Here is a 21,328-nt window from a genome sequence, read left to right as displayed (position 1 = left end):
AATTCTCTCACGGGGGCGCCGGGGAGCGGAGACCGGGCTAGAAGGACCGCCTCAGAGGCCCCAGGTTACAGGCCGAGGTCGATGGCGATGGGCTGCGCGGTCGGGGCGGTGATGGTGACGGTGCTGGGGCTGTACCCCTCGGCGGCGACGCGCAGGGTGTAGGTGCCGGGGCCGGGGAGACGCACGGGGCCGGGCACGGTGCCGACCGCCGCTCCCGGGGACACGCCGGACCCCTCGGGGGCGGAGACGACGCTCAGCCGCACGGGCACACCTGCCCCGCCGCGCACGGTGAAGCGCACGTCGCAGCACGCCCCGGCCACCCGCGCCTGGGGGGAGCGGACGTCGGCGCGCGGGCCCCGGGCGGCGAGGAGCACCCACACGAGCGCCACGAGCAGGAGCAGGGCCGCGAGGGCGAGGGCGGGCCCCAGCCAGCGGGGCACGCTCCGGGAGCGGGGAGGCGCGCTCTGCCCGGTCCGGACCACCCGCCAGGAGTGGTCGTCCTCCCAGCCGATGCGGACGGGTTTGTCCACCACGCGCCGGGGGGTGGTCCCCCCGCTCGCGGCCGGGCGGGGGCGCCCCTCGGCCTGGTGGCGGATCGCGGCGGCGATGAGCGAGTCGGGCTCGGGGGGAAGGCCCGCCGTCTCGCGCAGGCTCTCGCGCAGGGACGCCAGGTCCTGCTGGTCGGCGGCCAGCGCCTCCAGGTCGGCCTCCCCCAGGTTGATGTCCACCAGGGGCGGCGGGGCCGCGACGACCTCACGGGCGGGAGAGGCGGTCAGGGCCGGGCGCTCGCCCCGCGCCGCCCCCTCCCGGGCGGGCCCCTCGCCGCCGGAGCCGAGCCGGACGACCCGGGGCACCTCGGGCGCCACGGGCTCGACCACGGGCGGGACGGCGGGCACCTGAACGGTGACCGGCTGGTCCACGGGCCCGGGTTCCGGTGAGGCGGGCGGCGGCCCGGTCTCGGGGCCAGCCCCCACCCCGGACGAGCGGCCGAGGTTCGGCAACCTCCAACTCCCCCGGCCCTTGCCCCCCTTGCGGCCGGGTGACCTGGGCTCGGGGGGCGACCCCTCGCCCGAGTCCGCCTCCCCCAGCACGATGGGGGTGCCGTCGTAGCCGGGATGATGGTCGGTGGAGGCGGGAGCCTCGGCGGGGGGGGTGGGCGGGGGCGCGGCGGACGGGCTCAGGCGGGCCAGGAGTTCGCGGGCGGAGAGGCTCTCGGAAGCGTCTTGCAGGGACCTCGGGATGCCGCCGAGCCGTTCCAGGGTCGCGGCGAGGTCGCGCAGGTCGTCCTGCGGCGTGTTGCCCCGGCCCCACGGCAGCCCAGCCCCGGCCAGCGCCACCCGGCCGTCCACGCTCCACAATTGGGCGGGCCCCACCCCGCCGTGGGTGAGGCCTGAGTCGTGCAGGGCGGCGAGTCCGGCGAGCGCCCCGCGCGCCGCGAGGAGGGGGTCGGAGGCGGGGACGGCATGGGGGGCCAGTTCGGTGGCGAGGTAGACGGTTTCGCCGTCCACGCCCGAGTCGGTGAAGGGAAGCAGGGCCGGGTCGTGGGGCAGTTCCGGAAGGATCACCACCCGGCTGAGCACGTGGAGCAGCACCGGCATTCCGGTGAGGCGGTCGGTGGCGCGGAAGGTCCGCACCTCACCCCCGGGCAGCTCGCCCGTCAGGTCACGTGCGGCGACGTAGGGGCCGATGGGCTTCACGCGGTCAAGTATACGGGCCGGGCCCCGGCTGCCCTCGCCGCCGCGCCCGCACGGTGAGGTGCTCCACCCCGCCCCCGCCCCGCCCGGGCGTATCGTGCCGGGTATGACGGACGACGCCCCGCACCCGCCGCCCACCGCGCACCACGAGGCCGCGCCGCGTTCCGTGCGGGTCGCGGTCCTCACCGTGAGCGACACGCGCACCCCGGAGACCGACACGAGCGGCGCCTACCTGCTTGATGAACTGCGCGCCGGGGGCCACGAGGTCACCGGCTACCGGATCGTGAGGGACGAGGCCGCCGACATCCACCTTGCCCTGGGAGAACTGATGCGGCAGGCCGTCGTCGTGATCTCCAGCGGCGGCACGGGCATCACCGGGAGGGACGTGACGATCCCGGTCGTGGAGTCCCTGCTCACCAAACCCATGCCGGGCTTCGGGGAACTCTTCCGGATGCTCTCCTACCGCGAGGTGGGCGGCGCGGCGATGCTCTCGCGGGCGGTGGGGGGCCTGGCGGGGGGCACCCTGCTCTTCGCCCTGCCCGGCAGCCTCAACGCGGTGAGGACCGCCTGGGAGGGCCTGCTGCGGGACGAACTCGGGCACCTCGCCTTCGAGGTCGCGCGGCACGGGCAGCCGGGAGGGGGCTGAGGCCGTGGGCGAGTGGCTGACCCTCGCGCCCATCTCGCGCCTGACGCTGCCCTACGCGCTGGCGCTGGGCCTGATCGCCGCCTACTGGCTGGGACGGGTGGCGGGCGAGACGCGGCGGCGGCGGGTCCCGCGCGCGGCGTGGTGGGGAGTGCCCGGCCTCGCCCTGCTGTGGCTGACCCCCCTCCTGGAGGTGCCCGCACTCTTCAGCCTGGGCGCGGCCCTGCTCCTGTTCGCTGAGTTCTGGCCGGGGGCCTTCCGGTACACCCGCGCCCGGCCCGGCCCGTCGTGGCCCCTCGCCCTGCTGCTGTCCGGCCTGACCCTGCTCGGATTGATCGCCGCGCGCGGGGGCACCGGGGTCTCGGTCGCCGCCGCGCTCGCCCTCCTGCTCGGGGGGGTGGGCGGGCTGCTCGCGGCCGGGCTCTTCCCGGCCGGGAGCCCCGCCCCGCGCCTCCCGGGCCTGGAGGTCCGCTTCGGGCGGGTGCGGCAGCCCGAGTGGCCCGATCTCAGCGTCACCCTGACGGGGGAGGGCGCGCGGCTGGTGAACGTGTCGAGCGGCCCGGTGCACCTGGCGGGCTGGTCCCCCTCGGGCGTCAACGCCTGGCTGCGCGTGCGCGACGAGGGCGGAGCGCCGCTCAACCGCCTCGCCGCCGGGCAGAGCGCCCTCCTGCCCCTCGGCGAGCGGGCGGGCGGCGTGCGCGTGTGGTACGTCCCCGAGGGCCGGGGTGGGCGGGCCGAGCCCCGGCTCTTCCGGGCCGACTGGACGCCGCCCGCCTACGCGGACTCGCGGGTGCTGAATTGAAGGGTGTAGAGGTGGGGAGAGAACCCAGCGCCTTTCCCTCCCCCTTGAGGGGGGAGGTGTAGGAGGGGGTGAGTAGCCGCCTCGTCCCCGGGCCAGCGGGAAGATGGGGCGGCCATCTTCCAAATTACGCCCGGGGGCGCTTGCGTTCACCCCCCGACTGACCTCCCGAGACTGGACCCCCTCCCCCGCCCCGGCGTATGGTGGAGCTTATCGTGAACCTCGCTTTCGACTGGGCGGCGCTCGCCGCGTTGACGGACACGCCCGGCACCGGGGGACGGCTGCGGCTCACGCCCGAGGACTTCCGCGTCGAGGAAGTACCCGCCTACGGGCTCTCGGGCGAGGGCGAGCACCTCTACCTCCACCTGGAGAAGACCGGGCACACGACCGCCCATGTGGTGCGCGAACTCTCGGCCCAGCTCGGCGTGCGCGACCGCGACGTGGGGGTGGCAGGGCTCAAGGACCGCCACGCCGTCACGACCCAGTGGGTCAGCGTGCCCGCACGGTTCGAGGAGCGGCTGAGCACCTTTGCGATGGACGGGGTGCGGGTGCTGGCGACGGGGCGGCACACGAACAAGCTGGGACTGGGCCACCTGCGGGGCAACCGCTTCGTGGTGCGGGTGCGGGAGGCGCCGGGCACGGCGGGAACGGCGGCGGCCACGCTCGCCCTCCTCGCCGCGCGGGGGGTGCCGAACTACTTCGGGCCGCAACGCTTCGGTTTGAAAGGCCTGAACGCGGAGGAGGGCCTGCGGGTGCTGCGCGGCGAGTCGAGGCTGCGCGACCCCCGCGTGCGGCGCTTCCTCACGACGAGCGTGCAGAGCCTGGTGTTCAACCGCTTCCTGAGCCTGCGCCTCGCGCGCGGCCTCTTCGACCGCCTCATTGCGGGCGACATGGCGAAGAAGCACGACACGGGCGGCGTCTTCCTCGTCGAGGACCCCGCCGCCGAGTCCCCCCGCGCCGAGCGGAGCGAGGTGAGCGCCACGGGCACCCTCTTCGGCAAGAAGGCGAAACCGCTGACGCTGGACGCAGGCGAGCTGGAACGCGAGGCGCTGTCCGCCTTCGGCCTGACCCCCGAGGTCTTCGCCTCGCGCCGGGGGGACCGCCGCCTGACCCGGGTGTTTCTGGAGGCGGCGGAGGTCCGGCCCGAGGAGGACGGCTTCGTGGTGGCCTTTACCCTCCCGAGGGGCAGCTTCGCCACGAGCGTCCTGCGCGAACTCATGAAGACCGACGTGGACGCGGCGGGCGGCGAGCCGGAGGACGGGGACGGGGAAACCGGGGAGGAGGGAGAGTGAGACGTGCGGGTCTCCTCGCCCTGCTCGCCGCCCTGGGGGTGGGGCTGGCGGCACGGGCGCACACGGCGGAGCTGGCGCTGCGCCCGGCCTTCGCGGGGGCGGTGCTGGAGGGCCGGATCACGGCGGCGGGGGCGGACGAACTGACCGGGGTGTGGAGCCCCCAGGGCCGCGCCCGGCTCCTGAGGTGCGCTCCGCGTTGCATGACCGTTTCCGCCATCCCCCTCCAGGGCACGCTGCTCGTCAACGGGGACACGCCGTACCGGGTGGCCCTGGGGGGCGACTTCCGGGCGGGCGGGCGCGTGAAGCTCACCCTGCAATTCAGGAGTACGGAGCTGTTGAACGTGGACGCCCCCGTCCGCCGCCCGTGAGCGGCGGGGAGGAGCGGGCGGCCTTCCTCGCCGCGAGCTACGGCACCCCGGGCGAGCGGTTCCGCCTGTCGGGAGAACGCGGCTCGGCTCCCTCCTGGGCGCGTGGGCGCTGGGCCGTCGTCACGGCCTGGAATCCGGGCGGGCGGAGGGCGGAGGATGAGGACAACGCGCGGGCGGGGGCGGACCTCCACGCCCGGGTCGTGACGGCGGGCCTCTCCCCCCTCCCGGCCATGAACGGCGAGGGCGAGTGGGAGGAGGAGGCGTTGATTCTCCCCGGCGCGACGCTGCGGCAAGCCGCCGGATGGGGCAGTGCCTTCGGGCAGGCCGCCGTGCTGTGGGGAGTGGGGGCGCGGGTCGCCCTGGTGTGGCTGGGGCCGCAGGGTCGGGTTGCCGGGGCCGAGCGGTTCTGGGCGCGGCGGCTCGCGTCCTCAGCGGGCGATCAGGGCGACCGCTGAGCCTCCACCTGCGGCTCCCGGGCCGTCTCGTGCTCCTCGGGCAGGGGGGGCAGGGGGACGGCGCGGGCATGGACCTCCAGCGGGGCCCCGGCGGGCAGGGCCGAGTCGTCCATGGCGGGGAGGTGGCGGGTGCTCAGTTCCGCGAAGGCGTGGGCGAGGGCGCGGTACTGGGTGACGAACTGCAGGTACTCGCCCCGGGCGGCGGCGAGGCGGGCCGTGAGGTCGGCGTGGCGCTCGCTGTAGGCGCGCTCCAGGTAGACGGTACGCTCGGCGTGGGCGCGGTCGCGCTCCAGGGTGAGGAGGTGGTGCTCGCGCTCCAGTTCGGCCCGCCTGTGCCGGAACTCGTCTTCCAGCTCGCTCAGTCGGGCGCGGTGGAGGGCCGTCAGCTCGGCGGCGCGGGCCTCCCCCTCGCGGTCGATGGCCTCGCGGCGGGCCTGGGCCTGCTCGATCAGGGACTCGCACTCGCGCCGGGCCCCCTCGCGCAGGTCGCGGCTCATGTTCTCGGCGGCGACGACCGCGCGGCGAATGGCGTCCTCGGCCTCGCGGCGGCTTTGCAGCTCGTCCTCCAGCGCGGCGAGGCGGTCATGGAGGGCCTGACGTTCCTTGAGGAGGCTTTCCAACCCGTCGGCCACCCGGCCCAGGAAGGCGCGGACGCTGGCCCGGTCGAGGCCCTGGAGGCGGCTGGGAAACTCCTGGTAGCGGACGTCGCGGGGACTCAGGCCGGGGTCGGCGGGGGCCGGGGGCGTCTTCGGGGCGGAGGCGTTCATGAACGGGGTCATGATGGACTCGCGGGTCATGAGAAGAGCCGGGTCCCCACCCGCACCAGCGTCGCCCCCGCCCGCACGGCCAGGGGATAGTCGCCACTCATTCCCATGCTGAGTTCACCCAGCCCGAGATCATGCGCCCGGCGGGCCGTGTCGGCGAAGACGCGCGTGACCGCCGCCTCGTCCCCCGTGTCGGGAGCCATCACCATCAGGCCGCGCACGGTCAGGCCGGTTGCCGCCACCCCCTCGTACACCGCGCGCAGGTTCTCCGGGGGGACCCCGTGCTTCTGCGGCTCGCCGTTGTGGAGTTGCAGCAGCACGTCGGGGGCGCGTCCCCACTTCGCGGCGGCGTCGGCGAGGGCCTGGGCCTGCCGCACGTCCTCCAGGGCGTGAATCAGGGTCACGGCCCGCATGTACTTGACCTTGTTGAGTTGCAACGGCCCGATGTAGTGCCACTCGATACCGGGCCACTCGATCTCGGGCCACTCGGTCCCCGTGAAGCCCACCGCCGCGAACTCGGCCACCTTGTCGCGCAACTCCTGGGCGCGGCCCTCGCCGAGCGGGAAGCCCCCGGGCTGAAGCCCCGCGTGGGCGAGCACGTGTTCCCGGATCGCCGCCAGCCCCTGCCCCTTCGTCACGGCGACGAGGCGCACGCTGCCGGGGGGGCGGTTTGATTCGGCCTCGGCCTCGCGCAGTCCGGCCAGGACCTCGGGCAGGCTCATCGGGGAGGGCTCGGGGGAGAATGGGGGGCGGGAGGCACGCCCGACATTGTGGGCTGGGGAGGGCTCGGGCTCAAGTCGGGCGTGCGGACCCGGCCAGGACGGCCCGGAGGTGGAGGGCGCGTCAAGTCCCCTTCACCTTTCTCAGCGCCCATGCGGGAAAGTTGAGGTTCCGTGTCCATCGGCGGCACTTTCGCGGGGGGAGCGCCACCACCCCGTGCCACACTAGGAGAAGCATGCGACACCCCCACACCCTCGCCCTCACCATTGTCCTCGCCGCTCCGGTCGCCGGGGCGCAGACCGCCGCCACCGTGCAGGACGTGGTGGTCAACGGCACCAACGATCTGCTCTCGAACTACGTCAAGGCGACCCTGAGCGTGCAGCCGGGGGCGGCGCTGTCCAGCGTGAACCTGCGCCTCGTCGAGCAGGACGTGCTCGCCACCGGGTACTTCAAGACCGCCACCGCCGACCTGCGGACGGTCGGCGGGCGCGACACGCTGGTGATCACCGTCACGCCCAACGCCACCATCGGAAAGGTGGACGTCTCGGGGCTGACGTTCCTGCCCGCCGAGGGCTTCAAGTCGAGCATCGCCGAACTGCTCAACATCGCGCCCGGCGCCACCCTGAACACCGGGCGGCTCGACCAGGCCAAAGAAGCCCTGGCGCAGAACTACCGCTCGGAGGGCTTTCCCTTCGTGCCGAGCATCAGCGCCCGCACGGAGACACAGCGCGACGGCACGGTGAACGTGACCTTCGTGGTGGACGAGACGGCGCCCGTGACCCGGGTCGAGGTCGAGGGCGTGACCCTGCTCCCCCGCGAGACGGTCACCAACCTCTTCCGCCCGATCTACGACGCCAAGCGGTTCACCGTGCCCGCGTACTACGCCGCCGTCGAGGGCCTGCAACGGGCCTATAGCGAGGCCGGGTACCTCCAGAGCGGCGTGAACACGGCGGCGACCAGCCTGGAAAACGGCGTCCTGCGGGTGCGCGTGGTCGAGGGCAAGGCGAGCGCCGTGAACCTCGACGCGCTGGGGCTGCCCGCCGGAACGGTCACGCCGACCCTCCAGACGCGGGCAGGGCAGCCGCTCCTGCTCTCGCGCCTCCAGGCGGACGTGCGAACGCTGTCCAATGCCACGGGCAAGCCGGTGGGCTTCGCGCTGCAACCCGACCCCCAGAACCCCGGGCAGGCCGCCGTGTACTTCGGGGCCGCCGAGGTGGCGACCGGGCCGGTGCGGACGGTCGCCTTCCGGGGCAACACCCGGGTGCCCACCGCCACCCTCGCCGCCGCCGTGAAGACGAAGGTGGGGGACGTGTACTCGCCCCAGCTCGCCCAGGAGGACTTCCTGGCGATCCGCGACGCCTACCGCAAGGCCGGGTACGAGGTCAGCACCCGGGACGCGATCACCTTCGAGAACGGCACCCTGACCTTCAACCTCCGCGAGGTGCGCCTCGCCGGGTATGAGTTGCAGTGGCAGGGCAACCACCGCACCCAGGACCGGGTGGTCCTGCGCGAGCTGCCCAAGCCGGGGGGCCTCTTCAACCTCAACGAGCTGCGCGCCGGGCTCGCCAACGTGAGCCGCCTGGGCTACGTGCAGGTCGTGGGCGAGAACGTCCGCAACGATCCCCAGAACCCCGAGAACGTGACCTACGTGCTCACGGTGGCGGAGGCCAACCAGGGCATCCCGGTGAGCCTGGCCCTGTCCTACGACAGCCTGACGGGTTTCGGCGGCGAGGCGTCCTACAGCAACCCGAACGTCTTCGGGCTGGGGCACAACGTCAGCGTGACGGCGGGCGCCCAGCAGAACGACGCGGGGCAGAACCTCGTCGGCAACGTCTCGTACACGATTCCCTGGCTGGATCTCAACTTCCTCGACTTCCGCCAGAACCGCACCAGCCTGACCACCTCGGTGGGCAGCTCGGTGGCGGGCAACAACCCGCTGTACGACACCTCGACCGGCACCAACGTCGATACCGGCCGTCAGTACACCGTGCGCACGAGCGGCTTCAGCGTGAGCGTGGGGCGCAACCTCACTCGCAACCTGGCCGGCTCGGTGGGCGTGGGCACGGCCTACCGCACCTACTTCCTCGAACCCCTCCAGAGCGGGGAGATGAGCGCCACCACCGACGAGCAGGCGCAGGCCCTCCTGACCCCTGCCACGCGCACGACCAGCCTGCGCACGGGACTGAACTACGACACGACCGACAACCCCGAGTTCCCCAGCCGGGGCGTGCGCGCGAGCACCGACCTGTCGTACAACTTCGGCGTCTCGGGGAACCGCTCGGTGGGCTGGACGGACATCGAGGCGGGCGTGAGCACCTACTTCGGGCTGGGCCGCACCCTCGACAAGGGCTTCGGCGTGCAGACCCGCCAGCAGACGATTGCCGTTCGGGCCAACGCGGGCACGATCAACGGCACCACCCCCAGCGGCACGGGCTACTACGTGGGCGGCGGCAGCACTCCGGTGGCGGCGCGGCAACTGCGCGGCCTGGAGAACAACCAGCTTTTCGGCACGAACTACGTCACCGCCAGCGCCGAGTACCGCTACGACTTCAACGTCACCAACTCCTTCACCCAGGGTGTCTACGGCGTTCTCTTCGCCGACGCGGGCGACGCCTGGAACGACAACGAGAGCCTCAGCCTGAACTACGGCTTCGGCGCGGGCGTGCAGCTCAACCTGGGATTCGGCGGGGCGCGGCTGCCCAGCCTGCGCTTCGACTACGGCTACAGCCCCCAGAACACCAGCAGCAAGTTCTACTTCCGCATCGGCAACTTCTGGTAAGTGGGAGCGGGAAAAGGGGGAGGCGGGCCTCGCGGGGCCTGTCTCTCTTTTTGGCTGACAAGCAGGCCACTTCTTCCGTTGGAGCGAAGTGCGGAACCCGACATCTCGCCCGGCACCCTGTCCATCTCTCTGCCCCACTGTGCCAAGCTTGAAGGGAGGAACCCGGATGACAACGGCCCCGATGATGCAAGGCGTTCAGAATCCCAAGATCATGTACCGGAGTGACCCGTTGCCCGACGCCATGCGAGAGCGCCTGCGCGCCCCGGGGTACGCCCCGCACGCGACCGACCTTCTGATGAAAAGGTTGCCCGTCGTGTATTCGGAGGGAGGCCTGATCGTCGAGTACCCGAATGGCAGGCGCATCAAGGTCAAGCGCCACAAGGAGTACGACGAGGCCGGGACGTTCCGACGTTACCGTTACGAGGTCGTCGAGGAACTCCCGCCCGCCGCTAGCTGATGCCCGTTCTCACCGTGGTCGCGGTGCCCAACGGCTCCGGCAACAGCACGTTCGTTCAGGCGATGAGGTTCAGGTCGATTGATCCCGACCGGCTGACCGCCGGGTACGGCGAGGGCTTTACGCCCGAGGCTAACCTGAGGGCCTCTCGTGAGACGCTGCGGCTCATGCAGGAACACCTCGAAGGGCAGCACAACTTCGTCGTCGAAACGACGCTGGCTGGGCGCCAGCCCCTCCGACTGTCTTCCTCCTCCACCCGCTACCATGCCCCGATGACCCACCACCGACTGATTCCCCGCGAGGGCTCCACATGGAAGGGCTGATGCTCGCGCGGGTGCTGCGGGACCTGTCAAAGCACCTCCCCGCCCGCACGCTGGGCTGGGCCTTCCCCGACGAGACGACCGCCGCGCTGCTGCTCGACGGCCTTGGAAACCTCGTGCTCTCGTACCGACCGCCGCAGCCCGTCGTCTTCCTGTCGCGCGAGCGGCTACGGGGCGAGCCGCACAACGGGTTCCAGCGGTACCTGGCGAACCGGGTGCGCGGGGACCTGTTGAAAGCCGAGCAGCTCAAGCTCGACCGGGTGTTCGCGCTGCACTTCGCGGGTGAGACGGGCTTCGTGGACCAGCCGCCCAACCGGCTCCTCTTCGAGGTCACGGGCCGCAACGCCAACCTCCTCGTGCTGGAGGCGGGCGGGGGTTTCGAGGGCCGGATCGTCCTCGCCGCCCGCGAGATCACCGGGAGCCGCAACCGCTTCCGCACCGTGCGGACGGGCGGGATTTACACGCCGCCGCCCCCCTACGAGAAGCTCGACCCGCGCACGGTGACCGAGGAGGACGCCCGCTCTCTCGCCTCCCTCCCCATCGGCAGGTGGCGGGATCGGGTGGACGGGCTGGGGCTGCTGCTCGGCGCCGAACTCGTCCGCCGCGCCGGACTCTCAGCGGACGAGGCGCCGGGGGACCACTGGCGGGAGGCGCTGGCGGCCCTGCGTTCCCTGGTGGAGGACCCCACCGTCAGCGAGGGGACGATGCGGGAGGGGGCGCGCGAGGCGGCGCGGGCGGAGAAGGCGGCCCAGCTTCGCAAAGCCCTGCGCGAGCCCCTGGAAAAGCGGCTCACCCTCGTCACCAACCAGCTCGCCGACGTGGCCCGCGCGGAGGCGGGGCTGGACAGCGCGGCACAGGACCGCACGGAGGCCGACCTGCTGATGGCCTACGCGCACACGGTGGAAGGCGGCGCCCCTTCCGCCCTGCTGCCCGCCTTCGACGGGAGCGGCGAGGTGCCCGTCTCGCTCGACCCGCAGCTTTCCGCCGTGCAGAACGCCGAGAAACGCTACGCCCGCGCCCGCCGCCGCGAGGAGGTGTACGAGCGGTTGGCGGGGCGCGAGCCTACCCTGCTCGCGGAGCTGGAGGAGGCCCGCGAACGCCTCGCGCAACTCGACGCGGCGAGCCTGGAGGAGTTGGAGGCGCTCTCGCAGACCCTTCAGGCCGAGCGGCCCGAGAAGAGCCCGTACGGCCTCCGCTTCACCACACCGGGCGGCTTCGAGGCGCTGGTGGGGCGCAACAACAAGGAGAACGCGACCCTGACGCACCGCGTCGGGCGCAGCCTCGACTACTGGTTCCACGCACAGGGCTACCCCGGCAGCCACGTCCTCGTGCGGACGGGGGGCAAGGACCTCGCCCTGCCCGACATCCTGTACGCCGCGCGCCTGGCTGCCACCCACTCCAAGGCGCGGGGGAGCAGCAACGTCCCGGTGGACTACACCCGGGTCAAGTTCGTGTGGCGGCCCAGGGGAGCCCCCGCCGGGCAGGTCCACTACACCGACCAGAAGACGGTCTTCGTGGACGGCACGCTGCCCGAGGAGAGCGCGGCGGCGGGGTGACCCGCCACATCAAGGCTCTGGTCACGACGAAGACGTGGCGGGCACGGAGACTCCCCGCCCGTGGAGCACATCATGTTCAGGGGCAGGGTTCACCGCGCGAACGTCACCCAGGCGGACCCCGACGATGTGGGGAGCGTGATCATCGCCGCCCACGGCAACTCCAGCGAGGAGGCCCGTACCCTGGAACCCCGCGTCGTCCTCGTGGACACGAAAAACCGGGGGCTCAACCTCTGACCCGCTTGAGCGAACGAAGCCGACACGGGAAACCCGCGCTCGTCAGGCTTCCCGTTGTCCTGTTCCCGGCAAGTGAGCACGACAGGGCCGGGCCCATGCTCTACCGCGCGGGCGTGACTCTCGACGTGATGCGGCGCGACGGACACACCGCTTTCCGAAACGGCCTGCACGGCGACGGCTGGCTGGAGAAGGGGGAGGTGACCCGCGACCCGGCCAGGCTGGACACGCTGGCGGCGACGCAGGCGGGGCAGATCGCGCGGGCCTTTCCGGGAGCGACCCTCGTCGTCGGGGCGAGCCAGTGCGGCGCGGTGCTCGCGGCCTTCGTCGCCCGGCACCTGGGATTGCCCGTCGCCTTTCTCAACGTGGAGGGGGAGGGGGCCTTCTTCCACCGGATGCACGTCCCGGAGCCGGGCGAGAGGGTGGTTCTCGCAGAAGACCTGATCTGCACGTGCCAGGACGCCCGCGTCCTCGTCCGCTCGCTGCGGGAGCGGGGGCACGAGGTCCTGGGGCTGAGCGCCTGGGCGGTGCGTGATGGGGCTGCCCTGCCGGAGGTGCCCGTGACTACCCTCGCCGCACATCCCTACCGAACTTTCGCGGCAGAAGCGTGCCGGTTGTGTGCGGGCGGAGAGGGATTGGCGTGGGGAGGCGTCCGGGAGTAGCCTCCCCTCATTCCTGCCCGATCAACAGCCCCAGCGGTTCGGCGAGACGACCGGCCAGCGCCGCATCTTCCTGGGCGAGTTCCCGAAGGAACAGGGCGGTGGTGGCCTCGAAGGCACGTTCCAGCTCGGCCTTCTCCAGTGAACGGACGAGGGTGGCGGCGAAAGGCCCGGTGACCTCCGGGGGCAGGTCGTCCAGGCCCCGGCCCTGGTGGGCGGGCAGTCCATGCTGCAGGCAGGCGAGCGACAGCACCTGAGCGCGCATCCCGCTTACCATGAGTTCGGCCTGCCACACCCGGCCGCGTTTCAGGCACGACCGGACGTGCCGGGCGTAGAGCCAGGCCCAGCCGATGAGGTCGCTGGCCGCCAGCGCGGGACCCGGGGGCCGCTCGACCGCCGTGCCGAACAGCAGGCGAAAGGCGGGGCCGGTCGCGCCGAACTCCCCCGGCGGCCAGAAGCTCAGGTCCACCTGCAAGGTGTCCGCGAGCAGGAAGACCCGGTAGCGGACCCGGCCCTGCCACACGGCGCCGTGCTCCCGGTACAGCCGCCCGGTCCACCGGGCGACGACCTCGCCCTCGTCGGCGTTCAGGGCGAGGCCGAGGGCGAGGTCGATGTCCGACCAGCGGTCCTCGCGCCCCAGGGCGGCCGAACCTGTCAGGGCGAGTCCGGTCACGTCGAGGTCGGCACGCGCTGCCCGGATCAGCGTTTCGCGCAGTTCGGCCCGCTCTTCGGGGGTAAAGACCAGCATGGTGAACTGTACCCGCCTCACACCCGGTCGTGTCTACCCCTCTCCCCCGCCGAAACGCGGCAGACTGGCCCCCATGCCCGCCGGACCCGCCGCCGACCCGCCGCACCCCCTCGCCGCGCCCCTCCTCGCCGGGGAGCGCCGCGCCCTCGCCAAAGCGATCACCCTCGCCGAGTCCACCCGGCCCGACCACGAGCGGGAGGCGCAGACGCTCCTCTCGCAGGTCCTGCCCCACGCGGGGCGCAGCGTCCGGGTGGGGCTGACGGGCGTGCCGGGCGTGGGCAAGTCCACATTCATCGAGGCGCTGGGCGTGCGGCTGGCGGACGCGGGGCACCGGGTCGCCGTGCTGGCGGTCGATCCCAGCAGCGTGCGGACGGGCGGCTCGATCATGGGAGACAAGACGCGGATGCCCGCCCTCACGGTGCACGAGGGCGCCTTCATCCGCCCGAGTCCCAGCGGCGGCACGCTGGGCGGGGTGGCGCGGCGCACGCGCGAGGCGATCACCCTCTGCGAGGCGGCGGGCTTCGACGTCCTGTTGGTGGAGACGGTGGGAGTCGGCCAGAGCGAGACGCAGGTGGCAGCGATGACGGACCTCTTCGTGCTGCTGACCCTGCCCAACGCGGGCGACGAACTCCAGGGCATCAAGCGCGGGATCATGGAACTCGCCGACCTGTGCGTGGTGAACAAGGCGGACACGAATCCGGCGGCGGCGAACCGTGCACAGCGGGAACTCTCGGCGGCGCTGCGGCTGCTGACTCCCCACGACGCGCCCTGGCGTCCCCGCGCCCTGCAAGCCTCCGCCCTGACCGGGGCCGGGTTGGACGAGGTGTGGGCGGCGGTGGAGGAGTACCGCTCGGACCCGGGGCGGGTGGAACGCCGCCGCCGGGAGCAGACGGGGGCGTGGTTCGAGGAGTTGCTGCGGGAGGCGGCGTGGCGCAAGTTTCGGGCCGGGGTGGACGCCGAGCGGCTGCGGGCGCTGCGGGCGGAGGTGCTGGCGGCCAGGCTGACCCCGGTGCAGGGGGTGCGGGAGTTGATGGGCGACAGGAAGGGATGAACTCGGTGCTGGTCGTCCTGATGGTCGGGCTGGGCGCCCTCGCCCAGGGGTCCACGGGGATGGGGTTCGGCCTCCTGTGCGCCCCGTTCCTGATCGGCAGCTATGGCCCGGCGGAAGGGGTGCGGCAGGTCGTCCTCCTGTCCCTGGTGCTCAACGCCGTCTTTCTGGGGAGCGAGGCCCGCTCTGCCCGGGGCCGTGACGCCCTGGGGTTGTTGCTGCCCGCTCTTCTCGTGGCGCCGCTCCTCACCCTCTGGCTGCGGCCACTCGACCCACGGGTCCTGCTGGTCGTCGCCGGTTCGCTGACGACCGGGAGTGCCGCCGTCCTCGCGCTGGGGTGGCAGCCATCCTGGCTGCGGGGTTGGGTGGGGGCCGTGGGAGCAGGCATCGTGAGCGCGGCTATGAACGTGGCCGGGGGGCTGGCCGGGCCCGCCGCCGCCCTGTACGCGGTGGGGGCGGGTTGGCCGACGGCGAGCGTGCGCCCCACCCTCCAGCTCTACGGCCTCGGGCTCAACATCGTCACGCTGCTGAGCCTGGGTCTGCCGCCCCTGTGCCCACCACTGCTGGCGGGGCTTGTCGGCGGCGTCCTCGCCGGTCTCCTGCTGGCCCGCCGCCTTCCGCAGAGATTGGTCAGACAGGCCATCCTGGCCCTCGCCGCGCTGGGAGGGGTGCTCGTCGTGCTGCGGGGCGTGGGGTGAACCCTGGCCCGGGAACGGAGGAGGGGCGCCCACCCCACGGCGGACGCCCCTCCTCCCCCTCCGGCCTTACTTGATGCTGCCGTTGAGCCCGTTGGGGTAGAAGCCGCCCTTGTGGGCCCCCGGGGCGAGGTAGACGATGTTGAGCACCTCGCGCGTGTTGCGGGCGTAGGCGATCCCGTTCGCGTCGGTGGGGGCGATGACGGCGCCCTGGTTGTTGCTCAGGCCCGCATCCTTGCCGCCGCCGACCTTGCCGCGCAGGTTGCTGATGGCCTGGACGACCTGCCCGACGTACAGGCCCGCCGCCGCGAGTTCCTGGCGCCTCATGTAAAGCGCCCCACGGATGGCGCCCGCGTGGTACGCCTCGGTGGCGAGGATGCCCGCCGCCGCCTGGAGGTACGCGGGGTTGGTGATCAGGGTGGCCGCCCCGTTGTACGCGGTCACGCCCACGTCCTCGAAGATGAAGGCCCCGTGCAGGAAGAACAGGTCGTTCGCGTAGGGGTTGAAGCCCTTGATCTTGCCCCCGCTGGCCGCCTGACCCGCCGCGTCGAAGGCCCCGGCGAGGTCGAGGACGGGGCGCGGCGCGGCGGCCTTGCCCAGGGCGCCGGACAGGAACTTGACGTGCTGAAGCTCGTCCTCGGCGATGTCGCGCACGAAGGCCTGGGTGTTGGAGTCCTTGAACTGCATCCCCATCATGGGGTCGAGCCCGGCGGGCAGGCGAATCTCGGCGCCTCCGCCGATGCGGCGCAGCTCCTGAAGGCGGCCCACGGCGGCGAGGTAGAAAGCCGCCTCCAGGTATTCGAGGTTCAGGGCGAAGTTCAGCACGTCCGCGTCGATGTTCTTCGCGGGGGCGGCGAGGGCGCCGGGGGCGCTCAGGCCGAAGGCGGCGGCCCCCAGGCCGAACTTGCCCAGGGTGCCCAGGGCGGAACGGCGGCTGACGGTGAGGTCGGTGGCGGGCTGGTCGGTGTGGTCGTGGCTCATACTTCCTCCGGTGAATGTCCGCTCGTGCGGGCAGGTTCACCGAGTTCTATGCGGGTCCGTGAGCCTTGGACTACCCGTCCCCCCGAAGATGACCGCCAACCCAACGCCAGATGAGAACGTGGTGGTCCTCGTGAAAGCGGCGCGGGCGGACGAGGGCCTGGGCAAGGGTGACCGGCCGCGCAGGCAGGAAGTCGGGGACGGGCCGCAGGTAGACGTGCGCGGTCGTTGGCGCGACGAGGGCGCGGGCGGGGTGGTCGATCACGACATCGGCGGGATATTCGGGCCGCTCGCCGGGTGGGAGGACACGCCCCGGCAGTTCCCACAGCCCGCGCCCGATAGGTCCGGTCCGGGTGTGGAGCCACACCTGCTCCCCCCGGACGTACAGCCAGCGTTCCTCGTGGAGCCCGGCGCCGGGGGGAAGGGACGCGCGGGCCGCCTCCACCGCCTCCCACTCGACCTGCAACCGTTTGAAGGCAGGGGTGAGGGCGAAGCGGGCGAGGAAGGCGCGCACGGGCTCGGGCACGCCCTCCGGCAGAGGCCGCCCGGTCAGGAACGTCGCGCGCAGGTCGGTCGCGTTGAGGCCGGGGACGGACGGGGTGAGAAGGCGCTCCCAGCCGGGGAACCAACGCAGGTAGGCCGTGCTCGCGTCCTTCTCGAAGCCGACGAGGGCGGGGGCCGGGTCACCCAGCACCTCGCGCGCCGCCTCCCGCACGTCCGCCGCCCAGGCGTCCGCGTTGAAGCGGTCGGCGAGGGGGCGGAGGAGGACGCGGCCCCGTTCCACTCCGGCCTCCCGCAGGGCGGCGCGGAACATCCCGGCCCGCTCCTCCGCCGTGAAGGGGTTGCGGACGGAGCGGGCGAGGTTCGCGCTGCCCAGCAGGACGAGTACGCGCGGGAACGCCTCCAGAGCGCCCAGCACCGTTCCCAGGTGCGCCCGGTGCGGCGGCTGGAAGCGGCCCACGTAGACCGCCGAGCGGGCGTAGCCCTCTTCCCCGCTCATCCCGCGTGGGCGCGCAGCGAGTCGGCCACCCGGTCGCGCAGGGCGGCCACGTCCCCGCCCAGGCTCACCCGATAGACGTGGGGGTTGAGCGGGCGGAGGGTCCCGGCAGGAAGGCGGCCCAGTTCCTCACGCGCCCGCGCCTGCACCTCGGGCAATGTCTCCGGGACCCCGGTGCGCCGCCCGCCCTCCATCACGACCTCGCGGGCGTCCTGCCAGGTCAGATCGTCCGGCAAACGGATGGAGCGCAGCGGGTTGGTGGGGTCGCTCACCCGCTCGCCCGCCCTCGGCTCGTCTCCCATGGTCAGCACGTCGAGGGCGAAGTGGCCGTCCTCGTCGGCGGCACGCCACACCCGTTTCGCTCCCGGCAGGCTCGACTTGGCGGGTTCGCCCGTGAGCTTCATCTTGGGCACGCCGTTCAGCGCCGCGAGCTTGTACACCCCGCCGAGCGCCCCGCCCCCCTCGCCGCCCGCCGTGACGAGCTGGGTCCCGACCCCGTACACGTCCACCCGCCCGCCCTCCGCGATGATGGAGGCGATGACGGATTCGGAGAGGTCGTTGCTCGCCACGATCCGCACGTCCCCGAAGCCCGCCGCGTCGAAGGCCGCCCGCACACTCCGCGACAGGTACGCGAGGTCGCCGCTGTCAAGTCGCACGCCCTTCAGTTCGTGTCCGGCGGCGCGCAGTTCGCGGGCGACGGTCAGGGCGTTCGGTAAACCGCTCCGCAGCGTGTCCACCGTGTCGAGAAGCAGGGTGGTGGCGTCCGGGTACAGCTCGGCATAGGCGCGGAAGGCCGCGAGTTCGTCGGGAAAGCTCTCCACCCAGGCGTGGGCGTGGGTGCCGGTGACGGGGATGCCGTAAAGCCGCCCCGCCTCCACGTTGCTCGTGCCGACCGCCCCTCCGACAAAGGCCGCGCGGGTGGCGCTGAGTGCCCCGTCCGGTCCCTGCGCGCGGCGGGCGCCGAACTCGACGACCTGGCCTCCATGCGGGCTCACTGACGCGGCGAGGACGCAGCGGGCCGCCTTCGTCGCCACGAGGGTCTGGAAGTTGAGGGTGTTCAGCAGCGCCGTCTCGACGAGTTGCGCCTCCCACAGCGGCGCGGTCACGGTCAGCAGCGGCTCGTGCGGGAAGACGGCCCGGCCCTCGCGGAAGGCGGTCACCCGGCCCGTGAAGCGCCAACCGCGCAGCGCCTCCAGAAAGTCGGGCGTGAAGAGCCCCAGCGACTCCAGGTAGGCGAGGTCGTCCCCCGAGAAGCACAGCCCCTCCAGTAGATCGAGGGCGGGTTCCAGCCCGGCCCACACCGCGTAGCCGCCGTGGAAAGGCAGTCTGCGGAAGTACAGGTCGAAGACCGCCTCCTGCGCGTGCACGCCGTGTGCGAAGTACCCCTGCATCATCGTGAGCTGGTAGAGGTCGGTGAACAGGGGCGAGGCGGTCATCCCACGGCCTCCGGGAGACGTTGCCCGCGCGTCTCGACCCCGATGGCCCACCCGCAGACGGCGGCGACGGCGAAGCACGCGGCGAAGAGGGTGAGCGCGACCGCGAGCTGCCCGGTCAGCAGAAGCGCCCCGACGCTGGGCGACAGGACGCCGGCGAGGCGGGCCATGCCGCTCACGAAGCCCATGCCCGTCGTTCTGAGCGGCGTCGGGAAGAGTTCAGGTGTGTACGCGTACAACGCCCCCCACGCGCCGAGCAGCGCGAAGGACAGCCCGGCGGAGGTCAGCAGCACGCCGTTCGCCGTGTCTGCCAGCAGGAAGAGGTACGCCCCCAGCGCACTCGCGGCGAGGTAGCCGACCAGGGTGGCGCGGCGGCCGACCTTTTCCACGAGGTAGGCGGCGAGGACGTAGCCCGGGATCTGCGCGAGGGCGAGGAGCAGGGAGGTGCGGTACACCGCCCCCAGGTCGAGCCCCTGCGCCCGCAGGTAGGAGGGCAGCCACGAGAAGATGCCATAGTAGCCCAGGCTCAGCCCGAACCAGATCAGGGCGAGCAAGGCGGTGCGGCGGCTCACCGCCCCACGAAACAGCGCGGCGGGCGTCACCCGGGGGGCGGGGGGAGGCACGGCCAGGGGCGCGTCGGGCAGGGCGGTCCGGTTCGACCTCGCCACCCGCTCCAGGGCCGCCCGCGCCGCCCCCTGCCGTCCCCGCGCGAGGAGAGAGCGGGGCGAGTCGGGGATGCCCAGCCGCGCGACGAGTCCCACCACCCCCGGCAGCGCGGCGAGGGCGAGGAGCCAGCGCCACGCCACGGCGGGCTCGAAGGCGGTGCTCAGCCCCCACGCGAGGGCGGCGACCGCGACCGTCCCCAGCGCCCAGAAGCTCTCCAGGTACACCAGAAAGCGGCCCCGCCACGCGGTCGGCACGAACTCCGCCATCATCGCGTAGTCCACCGGGAGCGTGCCCCCGATGGCGAAACCCGTGAGGAAGCGGGCGACGACGAGCCACGTCACCCCCGGGGCGAAGGCGCCCGCCAGGCCGAACACCACCCCCAGCGTCACGGTCGTCAGGAAGACGGTGCGGCGCCCCACGCGGTCGGCAAGCCAGCCCCAGAACACGGCGCCCACGAGCATCCCCGCGAAGGTGGCGGTCAGAAGGAGCGTCGCGGGGGCCGAGCCACGCCCCAGCCCAAACGCGGCGCTGATGCCGGGGAGGGCGAAGCTCATCAGCAAGACCTCCATCGCGTCCGCCGCCCAGGTCAGGCCGCAGATGGCGAGGAGGCGCCACTGGAAGGGGCCCAGGCCCAGCCGGTCGATGGCGTCGTCCACGGGCAGGGCGGCGGGCGGGGAAACGGTCTGAGTCATCGCCGGAAAGTCTAATACGGGGCCCCTTCCGGCCCGGGGAGGCATGAACTGCGGATGTAGAGTGGGAAACACGACCTCTGCGGCAGGCCGTCGGCGTCCGTTCACCACCCGACCCGTCCGGGGTGTCCTGCCCGGCAAGGAGACGACCATGCCGCTGCTTCGCGGCCCTGACGTACCGGGTTTCGTCCTCCCTCGAACGTTTCCCGGGGAGACCCGGCCCACCCGGGTGCTCGGACTCACCGGCCCGGTGCTGTACCACCGCATCCAGAACCGGGCGGTGCGCTCCTTCAGCTCGTTCTTCGACGGCGTGTGGTCGAGCCCGGTCGCCGGGGACCTGACGGACGGGGGCTTCGCCGGACTGTCCGTGGTGGGGTGGTTTCCCCTCGCCGGGTTCCCGTACTCCTGCGACATCCTGCGGGCCGAGCGCCCGGTGAACGTGCTGTACGAGTTCCGGGACGCGGGCGCCAAGAGTGGTTGGCTGGACACCTCCAACGAGCGTGTCGGCGAGGGGAAGGAGGACGTCCGGTAGGTCCGGCACGGCGCCTTCCGTGAAGGTTTTCGGTCTCACATTCCCCTCTCTGGCGCCCCCCGCTTTCTGTCACACTCCGGGGACGCGGCGCTCCTCCTTTCGGGGCGCACCCGGAGGCGAAACCATGAATTCACCCCTGCCCCTCGTGTCCCCGTCCCTCCTGCCCGGGAGGGGGCAGTCATGACGACCCTGGCCCTGCTCGGCGGCACGGGCCGCACGGGGAGACTCCTGATCGACCAGGCGCTCGTGCGCGGTCACCGCCTGCGGGTGCTCGCCCGGCGCCCGGAGGCCGTTCACCGCCAGGACGACCTCGTGACCGTCGTGCCCGGGGACGCCCGTGACCGCGAGGCCGTGGCCCGGCTCGTCCAGGGGGCGGACGTGGTGCTCAGCGCCCTGGGGCCGGTGCGGGGCGGGCCGCCCGACGTGATGACGCTCGCGGCGCGGCATCTGATCGAGGTGCTGCCCGAGCAGGGCATCCGCCGCCTGATCACGCTGACGGGGGCGGGCGTGCCCTTCGCCGGGGACCAGCCCAAGCCCGTCGATCACATCTTTCGCGTCGCGCTGCGGCTCCTCCAGCCCGACGTGCTGCAAGACTCCGTGGCGCACGCGACCCTGATCCGCGAGAGCGACCTCGACTGGACGGTCGTGCGGGTGCCGCGCCTCGGCGACGGGCCGGAAAAGCCGCTGCGGGTCGGGATGGTCGGGCAGATCGGCACCCAGATCACCCGCGCGAGCGTGTCCCGCTTCATGCTCGATCAGGTGGAGGGGCGCGAGTTCGTGCGGCAGGCGCCCGCCATCAGCAACTGAC

The 21,328-nt window shown here is 72.8% G+C and carries 23 protein-coding genes; 15 read left to right on the top strand and 8 right to left on the bottom strand.

The genetic code is table 11. The features are described from left to right. Nucleotides 1–65: 65 nt before the first annotated feature. Entirely contained in the window at nucleotides 66–1,697 is a 1,632-nt protein-coding gene (locus DAETH_RS04010; RefSeq protein WP_264776636.1) for a peptidase associated/transthyretin-like domain-containing protein, read from the bottom strand. Nucleotides 1,698–1,800: 103 nt separating this feature from the next. Between DAETH_RS04010 and DAETH_RS04005 the strand changes: the two genes are divergently transcribed. The 5 genes from DAETH_RS04005 to DAETH_RS03985 all read left to right on the top strand — a co-directional run bounded on the left by DAETH_RS04005 (nucleotide 1,801) and on the right by DAETH_RS03985 (nucleotide 5,251). Beyond that, nucleotides 1,801–2,340: a MogA/MoaB family molybdenum cofactor biosynthesis protein gene (locus DAETH_RS04005; RefSeq protein ID WP_264776635.1), complete on the top strand. Its 540-nt coding sequence runs from the start codon at nucleotides 1,801–1,803 to the stop codon at nucleotides 2,338–2,340. 4 nt (nucleotides 2,341–2,344) lie between these two features. Next, nucleotides 2,345–3,139 (top strand): hypothetical protein, encoded by a 795-nt coding sequence (locus tag DAETH_RS04000; RefSeq protein WP_264776634.1) that lies wholly within the window; start codon nucleotides 2,345–2,347, stop codon nucleotides 3,137–3,139. 197 nt (nucleotides 3,140–3,336) lie between these two features. Continuing rightward, complete coding sequence (gene truD, locus DAETH_RS03995) at nucleotides 3,337–4,428, top strand: tRNA pseudouridine(13) synthase TruD (protein ID WP_264776633.1); 1,092 nt, start codon at nucleotides 3,337–3,339, stop codon at nucleotides 4,426–4,428. Then, nucleotides 4,425–4,796 carry a hypothetical protein gene (locus DAETH_RS03990; RefSeq protein ID WP_264776632.1) on the top strand — a complete coding sequence of 124 codons (372 nt, stop codon included), beginning with the start codon at nucleotides 4,425–4,427 and terminating at the stop codon, nucleotides 4,794–4,796. The genes truD and DAETH_RS03990 overlap by 4 nt, the downstream gene beginning before the upstream one ends. Beyond that, nucleotides 4,793–5,251 carry a DUF3293 domain-containing protein gene (locus DAETH_RS03985; RefSeq protein ID WP_264776631.1) on the top strand — a complete coding sequence of 153 codons (459 nt, stop codon included), beginning with the start codon at nucleotides 4,793–4,795 and terminating at the stop codon, nucleotides 5,249–5,251. Before DAETH_RS03990 ends, DAETH_RS03985 begins: the two co-directional genes overlap by 4 nt. Here DAETH_RS03985 and DAETH_RS03980 read toward each other — a convergent pair. Both DAETH_RS03980 and DAETH_RS03975 read right to left on the bottom strand, forming a co-directional pair. Next, nucleotides 5,236–6,048, bottom strand: a complete 813-nt coding sequence (locus DAETH_RS03980) for a DivIVA domain-containing protein (protein WP_264776630.1) — start codon at nucleotides 6,046–6,048, stop codon at nucleotides 5,236–5,238. The two genes, DAETH_RS03985 and DAETH_RS03980, sit on opposite strands and share 16 nt — an antisense overlap. After that, nucleotides 6,045–6,737: a YggS family pyridoxal phosphate enzyme gene (locus tag DAETH_RS03975; RefSeq protein ID WP_264776629.1), complete on the bottom strand. Its 693-nt coding sequence runs from the start codon at nucleotides 6,735–6,737 to the stop codon at nucleotides 6,045–6,047. Before DAETH_RS03975 ends, DAETH_RS03980 begins: the two co-directional genes overlap by 4 nt. 233 nt (nucleotides 6,738–6,970) lie before the next feature. Between DAETH_RS03975 and DAETH_RS03970 the strand changes: the two genes are divergently transcribed. From DAETH_RS03970 to DAETH_RS03945, 6 genes are all read left to right on the top strand, one after another. Beyond that, nucleotides 6,971–9,514: a BamA/OMP85 family outer membrane protein gene (locus tag DAETH_RS03970; protein WP_264776628.1), complete on the top strand. Its 2,544-nt coding sequence runs from the start codon at nucleotides 6,971–6,973 to the stop codon at nucleotides 9,512–9,514. 166 nt (nucleotides 9,515–9,680) lie between these two features. Next, nucleotides 9,681–9,971 carry a hypothetical protein gene (locus tag DAETH_RS03965; RefSeq protein WP_264776627.1) on the top strand — a complete coding sequence of 97 codons (291 nt, stop codon included), beginning with the start codon at nucleotides 9,681–9,683 and terminating at the stop codon, nucleotides 9,969–9,971. Further along, nucleotides 9,971–10,291, top strand: a complete 321-nt coding sequence (locus DAETH_RS03960; protein WP_264776626.1) for a hypothetical protein — start codon at nucleotides 9,971–9,973, stop codon at nucleotides 10,289–10,291. The genes DAETH_RS03965 and DAETH_RS03960 overlap by 1 nt, the downstream gene beginning before the upstream one ends. Beyond that, the gene (locus DAETH_RS03955) at nucleotides 10,279–11,844 is read left to right on the top strand and encodes an Rqc2 family fibronectin-binding protein (protein WP_264776625.1); all 1,566 of its coding nucleotides are present in this window, start codon (nucleotides 10,279–10,281) and stop codon (nucleotides 11,842–11,844) included. Before DAETH_RS03960 ends, DAETH_RS03955 begins: the two co-directional genes overlap by 13 nt. A gap of 72 nt (nucleotides 11,845–11,916) precedes the next feature. After that, nucleotides 11,917–12,078, top strand: coding sequence for an aspartate 1-decarboxylase (locus tag DAETH_RS03950; RefSeq protein ID WP_264777458.1), 162 nt, complete (start codon nucleotides 11,917–11,919; stop codon nucleotides 12,076–12,078). A gap of 95 nt (nucleotides 12,079–12,173) precedes the next feature. After that, nucleotides 12,174–12,737: a type I phosphoribosyltransferase gene (locus DAETH_RS03945; RefSeq protein ID WP_264776624.1), complete on the top strand. Its 564-nt coding sequence runs from the start codon at nucleotides 12,174–12,176 to the stop codon at nucleotides 12,735–12,737. Between the two features lie 7 nt (nucleotides 12,738–12,744). Here the strand turns inward: DAETH_RS03945 and DAETH_RS03940 are convergent, their stop codons facing one another. Beyond that, nucleotides 12,745–13,482: a hypothetical protein gene (locus DAETH_RS03940; RefSeq protein WP_264776623.1), complete on the bottom strand. Its 738-nt coding sequence runs from the start codon at nucleotides 13,480–13,482 to the stop codon at nucleotides 12,745–12,747. Nucleotides 13,483–13,555: 73 nt separating this feature from the next. Between DAETH_RS03940 and meaB the strand changes: the two genes are divergently transcribed. Beyond that, complete coding sequence (meaB, locus tag DAETH_RS03935) at nucleotides 13,556–14,533, top strand: methylmalonyl Co-A mutase-associated GTPase MeaB (RefSeq protein WP_264776622.1); 978 nt, start codon at nucleotides 13,556–13,558, stop codon at nucleotides 14,531–14,533. After that, the gene (locus tag DAETH_RS03930) at nucleotides 14,530–15,228 is read left to right on the top strand and encodes a TSUP family transporter (protein WP_264776621.1); all 699 of its coding nucleotides are present in this window, start codon (nucleotides 14,530–14,532) and stop codon (nucleotides 15,226–15,228) included. The genes meaB and DAETH_RS03930 overlap by 4 nt, the downstream gene beginning before the upstream one ends. 66 nt (nucleotides 15,229–15,294) lie before the next feature. On the opposite strand, the gene DAETH_RS03925 is transcribed toward DAETH_RS03930, so the two are convergent. The 4 genes from DAETH_RS03925 to DAETH_RS03910 form a co-directional block, all read right to left on the bottom strand. Continuing rightward, nucleotides 15,295–16,206, bottom strand: coding sequence for a ferritin-like domain-containing protein (locus DAETH_RS03925; protein ID WP_264776620.1), 912 nt, complete (start codon nucleotides 16,204–16,206; stop codon nucleotides 15,295–15,297). Between the two features lie 70 nt (nucleotides 16,207–16,276). Continuing rightward, nucleotides 16,277–17,203 carry an adenylyltransferase/cytidyltransferase family protein gene (locus tag DAETH_RS03920; protein ID WP_264776619.1) on the bottom strand — a complete coding sequence of 309 codons (927 nt, stop codon included), beginning with the start codon at nucleotides 17,201–17,203 and terminating at the stop codon, nucleotides 16,277–16,279. Further along, a complete protein-coding gene (locus DAETH_RS03915; protein ID WP_264776618.1) occupies nucleotides 17,200–18,636 on the bottom strand; it encodes a nicotinate phosphoribosyltransferase in 1,437 nt (478 codons plus the stop codon). Before DAETH_RS03915 ends, DAETH_RS03920 begins: the two co-directional genes overlap by 4 nt. Beyond that, the gene (locus DAETH_RS03910) at nucleotides 18,633–19,991 is read right to left on the bottom strand and encodes an MFS transporter (RefSeq protein WP_264776617.1); all 1,359 of its coding nucleotides are present in this window, start codon (nucleotides 19,989–19,991) and stop codon (nucleotides 18,633–18,635) included. The genes DAETH_RS03915 and DAETH_RS03910 overlap by 4 nt, the downstream gene beginning before the upstream one ends. Nucleotides 19,992–20,139: 148 nt before the next feature. Here DAETH_RS03910 and DAETH_RS03905 point away from each other — a divergent pair, with 148 nt between their 5' ends. Further along, a complete protein-coding gene (locus tag DAETH_RS03905) occupies nucleotides 20,140–20,520 on the top strand; it encodes a hypothetical protein (RefSeq protein WP_264776616.1) in 381 nt (126 codons plus the stop codon). Between the two features lie 180 nt (nucleotides 20,521–20,700). Next, nucleotides 20,701–21,327 carry an NAD(P)-dependent oxidoreductase gene (locus tag DAETH_RS03900; RefSeq protein ID WP_264776615.1) on the top strand — a complete coding sequence of 209 codons (627 nt, stop codon included), beginning with the start codon at nucleotides 20,701–20,703 and terminating at the stop codon, nucleotides 21,325–21,327. Nucleotide 21,328: the final 1 nt, after the last annotated feature.

It is taken from the genome of Deinococcus aetherius (assembly GCF_025997855.1).
Taxonomy (GTDB): Bacteria; Deinococcota; Deinococci; order Deinococcales; family Deinococcaceae; genus Deinococcus; species Deinococcus aetherius.
The sequence above is the reverse complement of the archived record's forward strand: the minus strand, read 5'-3'. Positions and strand labels throughout refer to the sequence as shown.

Bases quoted from the DNA above. Each gene is read 5' to 3' on its own strand.
- DAETH_RS04005 (WP_264776635.1), top strand. From the start codon at position 1,801: ATGACGGACGACGCCCCGCACCCGCCGCCCACCGCGCACCACGAGGCC.
- truD (WP_264776633.1), top strand. From the start codon at position 3,337: ATGGTGGAGCTTATCGTGAACCTCGCTTTCGACTGGGCGGCGCTCGCC.
- DAETH_RS03980 (WP_264776630.1), bottom strand. From the start codon at position 6,048: ATGACCCGCGAGTCCATCATGACCCCGTTCATGAACGCCTCCGCCCCG.
- DAETH_RS03975 (WP_264776629.1), bottom strand. From the start codon at position 6,737: ATGAGCCTGCCCGAGGTCCTGGCCGGACTGCGCGAGGCCGAGGCCGAA.
- DAETH_RS03970 (WP_264776628.1), top strand. From the start codon at position 6,971: ATGCGACACCCCCACACCCTCGCCCTCACCATTGTCCTCGCCGCTCCG.
- DAETH_RS03965 (WP_264776627.1), top strand. From the start codon at position 9,681: ATGACAACGGCCCCGATGATGCAAGGCGTTCAGAATCCCAAGATCATG.
- DAETH_RS03960 (WP_264776626.1), top strand. From the start codon at position 9,971: ATGCCCGTTCTCACCGTGGTCGCGGTGCCCAACGGCTCCGGCAACAGC.
- DAETH_RS03955 (WP_264776625.1), top strand. From the start codon at position 10,279: ATGGAAGGGCTGATGCTCGCGCGGGTGCTGCGGGACCTGTCAAAGCAC.
- DAETH_RS03950 (WP_264777458.1), top strand. From the start codon at position 11,917: ATGTTCAGGGGCAGGGTTCACCGCGCGAACGTCACCCAGGCGGACCCC.
- DAETH_RS03945 (WP_264776624.1), top strand. From the start codon at position 12,174: ATGCTCTACCGCGCGGGCGTGACTCTCGACGTGATGCGGCGCGACGGA.
- DAETH_RS03940 (WP_264776623.1), bottom strand. From the start codon at position 13,482: ATGCTGGTCTTTACCCCCGAAGAGCGGGCCGAACTGCGCGAAACGCTG.
- meaB (WP_264776622.1), top strand. From the start codon at position 13,556: ATGCCCGCCGGACCCGCCGCCGACCCGCCGCACCCCCTCGCCGCGCCC.
- DAETH_RS03930 (WP_264776621.1), top strand. From the start codon at position 14,530: ATGAACTCGGTGCTGGTCGTCCTGATGGTCGGGCTGGGCGCCCTCGCC.
- DAETH_RS03925 (WP_264776620.1), bottom strand. From the start codon at position 16,206: ATGAGCCACGACCACACCGACCAGCCCGCCACCGACCTCACCGTCAGC.
- DAETH_RS03920 (WP_264776619.1), bottom strand. From the start codon at position 17,203: ATGAGCGGGGAAGAGGGCTACGCCCGCTCGGCGGTCTACGTGGGCCGC.
- DAETH_RS03915 (WP_264776618.1), bottom strand. From the start codon at position 18,636: ATGACCGCCTCGCCCCTGTTCACCGACCTCTACCAGCTCACGATGATG.
- DAETH_RS03910 (WP_264776617.1), bottom strand. From the start codon at position 19,991: ATGACTCAGACCGTTTCCCCGCCCGCCGCCCTGCCCGTGGACGACGCC.
- DAETH_RS03905 (WP_264776616.1), top strand. From the start codon at position 20,140: ATGCCGCTGCTTCGCGGCCCTGACGTACCGGGTTTCGTCCTCCCTCGA.
- DAETH_RS03900 (WP_264776615.1), top strand. From the start codon at position 20,701: ATGACGACCCTGGCCCTGCTCGGCGGCACGGGCCGCACGGGGAGACTC.